Source organism: Paenibacillus sp. J14 (assembly GCF_000518465.1).
GTDB classification, from domain to species: Bacteria; Bacillota; Bacilli; order Paenibacillales; family Paenibacillaceae; genus Fontibacillus; species Fontibacillus barengoltzii.
Genome location: NZ_JADQ01000100.1, coordinates 1 through 3,538, shown reverse-complemented (window position 1 = coordinate 3,538; position 3,538 = coordinate 1). Strand labels below are relative to the sequence as shown.

The 3,538-nt window shown below is 59.4% G+C and carries 4 protein-coding genes; all 4 read left to right on the top strand.

The features are described 5' to 3' along the window. Positions 1–469 precede the first annotated feature (469 nt). Genes tsaE through tsaD form a run of 4 tightly spaced genes read left to right on the top strand, consistent with a single transcriptional unit; the run spans position 470 to position 3,386 of the window. A complete protein-coding gene (gene tsaE, locus M891_RS0122010) occupies positions 470–970 on the top strand; it encodes a tRNA (adenosine(37)-N6)-threonylcarbamoyltransferase complex ATPase subunit type 1 TsaE (protein WP_028540285.1) in 501 nt (166 codons plus the stop codon). Beyond that, complete coding sequence (tsaB, locus tag M891_RS0122005; protein ID WP_016313190.1) at positions 967–1,827, top strand: tRNA (adenosine(37)-N6)-threonylcarbamoyltransferase complex dimerization subunit type 1 TsaB; 861 nt, start codon at positions 967–969, stop codon at positions 1,825–1,827. Before tsaE ends, tsaB begins: the two co-directional genes overlap by 4 nt. Positions 1,828–1,845: 18 nt before the next feature. Next, the gene (gene rimI / locus M891_RS0122000) at positions 1,846–2,352 is read left to right on the top strand and encodes a ribosomal protein S18-alanine N-acetyltransferase (RefSeq protein ID WP_036625180.1); all 507 of its coding nucleotides are present in this window, start codon (positions 1,846–1,848) and stop codon (positions 2,350–2,352) included. Further along, complete coding sequence (tsaD, locus tag M891_RS0121995) at positions 2,346–3,386, top strand: tRNA (adenosine(37)-N6)-threonylcarbamoyltransferase complex transferase subunit TsaD (protein WP_028540283.1); 1,041 nt, start codon at positions 2,346–2,348, stop codon at positions 3,384–3,386. Before rimI ends, tsaD begins: the two co-directional genes overlap by 7 nt. Positions 3,387–3,538 lie beyond the last annotated feature (152 nt).

The window sequence follows — 3,538 nt, the reverse complement described above, 5'->3', positions numbered from 1 at the left end:
GCGTGCCGACCGTCGCTCGCATTTTTGCTCTCGCGCCACGTGCTCAGGCAGATTTAAAACCGAGGGCTTGACAAAAACGTTCATAGCAACGGACAGGAAAGACCTTATTTGCCGGAAATGATCAACTTTTTCTTCCGAAACGTTGGATTAACGCCTTCTGAGTCCGTTAGCGCGGGAAATGTCCGGGAAATCAGCAAATAAGGTCATCTCGGTCCGTTAGTGGAGCAGGGCTGGGGAGCTTGGGTTGGCGTTGCACGATAAAGCTCAGCGTTGCTCAGTGATGCAGCACTGCCCATCATGGTTCAGCAATTCTCAGCGAAGTGTTGTTCGAGTGAGTTCGGCTTAAGTCAATCAACTAAGTTCAATTTAGACCAACTGAGCAACTCAGGTGCTCGATTTCGAAGCGTTGTGACTCAAAGGTATGGCAATTTCGTTGGAACGTGATAAAAGGTGGTAAGCTAAAGTGAGCATGGATCAACATAAAGGCAGCACCTCCGCACGGTGGGTCTACGAAGCCGAGGATTTGAAGGGGACGGAGCGGCTGGCGGAAGCGTTGGCGAAGCTGGCCCAGCCGGGAACGGTGATCGCCCTGGACGGGGATCTTGGTGCGGGCAAAACGGCGTTTTCCCAGCTGTTCGCCAAGCACCTCGGCGTGAAGGACACCGTGAACAGTCCGACCTTTACCTTAATTAAGGAGTATGAGGGCAGGCTGCCTTTTTATCATATGGACGTCTATCGGCTGTCGCTGGATGAGGCGGATGAGCTGGGGCTGGATGAGTATTTCTACGGCCACGGTGTAACGCTGGTGGAGTGGGCCAGCTTGATTGAGGAATTGCTCCCGGAGGACAAGCTGCAGATTTACATCGAGACAGTGTCGGCCACGGGACGGCGTATGCATATCAACGTGCAGGGGGCAACCTATGAGCCATGGGTGCCGGCCCTGAAAGAGATTGGAGTATCCGAATCATGAGCGAACATGAAAATATACAGCCATCGCAGCGGCTGTTGACGCTGGACACCGCCACTTCTTCGCTGGCGGTGGCGGTGATGGAGGGCGGCCGCGTGCTGGCCGAACGAACGATCCATGCCGAACGGAACCATTCGGCATATTTGGTCACGGCGATCGGGGATTGCCTGAAGGCGGCAGGGCTCGCCAAGCAGGATCTGGACGGGATCGCCGTCGGGGTGGGGCCAGGCTCCTACACCGGGATCCGGATTGCCGTCACGACCGCCAAGACATTGGCGTGGTCGTTACGGCTGCCGGTCTACGGTGTCTCGAGCCTGGCCGCCTTGGCGCTGGGCGGCTGGGCCAGCGCCAGCGGGCAAGACGCCGCCGCGCTAGGCGAGCTCGCCGCGCGGCGAAGCGCGCCGGCCGGCTCGGCCCGGCCGGCGGAAGAAGGCCGCCGCGCTGCCGCCGGCGGCCACTGGATCGCGCCGCTGATCGATGCGCGGCGCGGCCAGGCTTATTCGGCGCTGTTCGCTGCACCAGCGCCGGGCGGCCTGCCGGAGCGTCTCGAACCCGACGCGATCCGGCTGATGGACGGGTGGGCCGACGAGCTGAAACGGCAGCTGGAGCAGCTGCCTGCAGAGGAACGGCCGGCCCGCCTCTGGTTCGTGGGCGAGACCGAGAAGCATGAGGCGGCGATCGCGCCGCTGATCGCCGCCTTCGGCGAGCTCGTCCAGCTCGTGCCTTACGAGCTGGAGGGCGCATGGGTTGGCATCGCCGGCGTGGCGCGCACCGCGCTGCCGGCGGACGATGTCCATGCGCTGGAGCCAAACTATACGCAGCTGGCCGAAGCCGAAGCCAAACGGCTGCGGAACGCTTAAGGCGAGGGGGCGGCGAAGCTGGAACAAGATCTGGAACAAGATATCGTATTCCGCAACATGACGCTCGCAGATTTGCCGGACGTCATGGTGATCGAACATGAATCGTTTACGCTTCCGTGGAGTGAGGAAGCGTTTCGTAACGAGTTAACGCATAACCATTTTGCACGGTATCAAATCATGGAATATCGCGGCGAACCGATTGGATATGCCGGGATGTGGACGATCCTCGATGAGGCCCATATCACGAACATTGCTGTTCGTACCGCTTATCGCGGGCATCATCTCGGGGAGAAGCTGCTGCGTCGGATGATGGACTGGGCCATAGAGCTGGGGATGGTCCGGATGACGCTGGAGGTGCGGGTATCCAATGTTGTTGCCCGCTCACTTTATCAGAAAATGGGCTTTACCCCGGCAGGCGTGCGGAAAGGGTATTATTCCGATAATCATGAAGATGCAATCATAATGTGGTGCGAGCTGCCAAGGTCGCAGTCGGAAACCGGGGAAGGAAGCGAAGGTTTGTGGTGAAGCAAGAGCAAGATGTGTATATTTTGGCGGTGGAGACGAGCTGTGACGAAACCTCAGCCGCCGTGGTGAAGAACGGAACGGAGGTGCTGAGCAACCTGATCGCCAGTCAGATTGAAACGCACCGGGCGTTTGGCGGCGTGGTGCCGGAGGTCGCTTCGCGCAAGCATGTCGAGAGCATTACGCGAATGCTGGAGGAAGCGGTACAGGAGGCGGGGATTGCGCCGGAATCGTTGTCGGCGATCGCCGTGACGGAAGGGCCGGGTTTGGTCGGCGCTCTGCTCGTTGGCATCATGGCAGCCAAGAGCCTCGCGTTCGCCTGGGATAAGCCCCTGATTGGCGTTCATCATATTGCTGGTCACATCTACGCCAACCGCTTGGAGGCAGAGATGGTGTATCCGTCCATGGCGCTCGTAGTATCGGGCGGTCATACCGAGCTGGTGCTGATGGAGCGGGAAGGAAGCTTCCGTCTGCTTGGACGGACGCGCGATGATGCCGTCGGTGAAGCTTACGACAAGGTGGCTCGGGCGCTGGGCTTCCCGTATCCCGGCGGTCCCTTCGTGGACAAGCTGGCTGCGGAGGCGGAGGAAGCCGAAGAGCTGCCGCGGGCTTGGCTGGAGCCGGATTCTTACGATTTCAGCTTAAGCGGACTCAAATCGGCCGTACTGAACGCGGTGAATCAGCACAAAATGCGCGGGGAGGACGGCTACCAAGCAGCGATTGCTCGCGGATTCCAAGAGTCGGTCATCGAAGTGCTGGTGGAAAAAGCGATCCGCGCGGTCAAGGCAACCGGCTCCCGCCAACTGCTGCTCTGCGGGGGCGTCGCTGCGAATCGCGGGCTGCGTGCGGCACTGACCGAGCGCTGTGAGCGCGAAGGCATCGCTTTGTTGATCCCACCGCTGAAGTATTGTACCGACAACGCCGCGATGATTGGCGCTGCCGCCTATTTGAAATGGCGCAGCGCTGAATTTTCCGATCTGGAGCTGAAAGCGGAGCCTTCCCTTTCGCTGGAGGGCTGGTCTGTAAGCGAGGAGTAGGGTACAACCGAAACATTGCCAAAATCAAAAGGCCGGACAGTTTGTCCGGCCTTTTTCTTATTATGGCTTTAGCCAGTTGAGCTCGCGAAGCGTGCGAAACAAAAAACCACCCGCTATGCGGGTGGAGGAACGAAGGTTTGACCAACTAGACC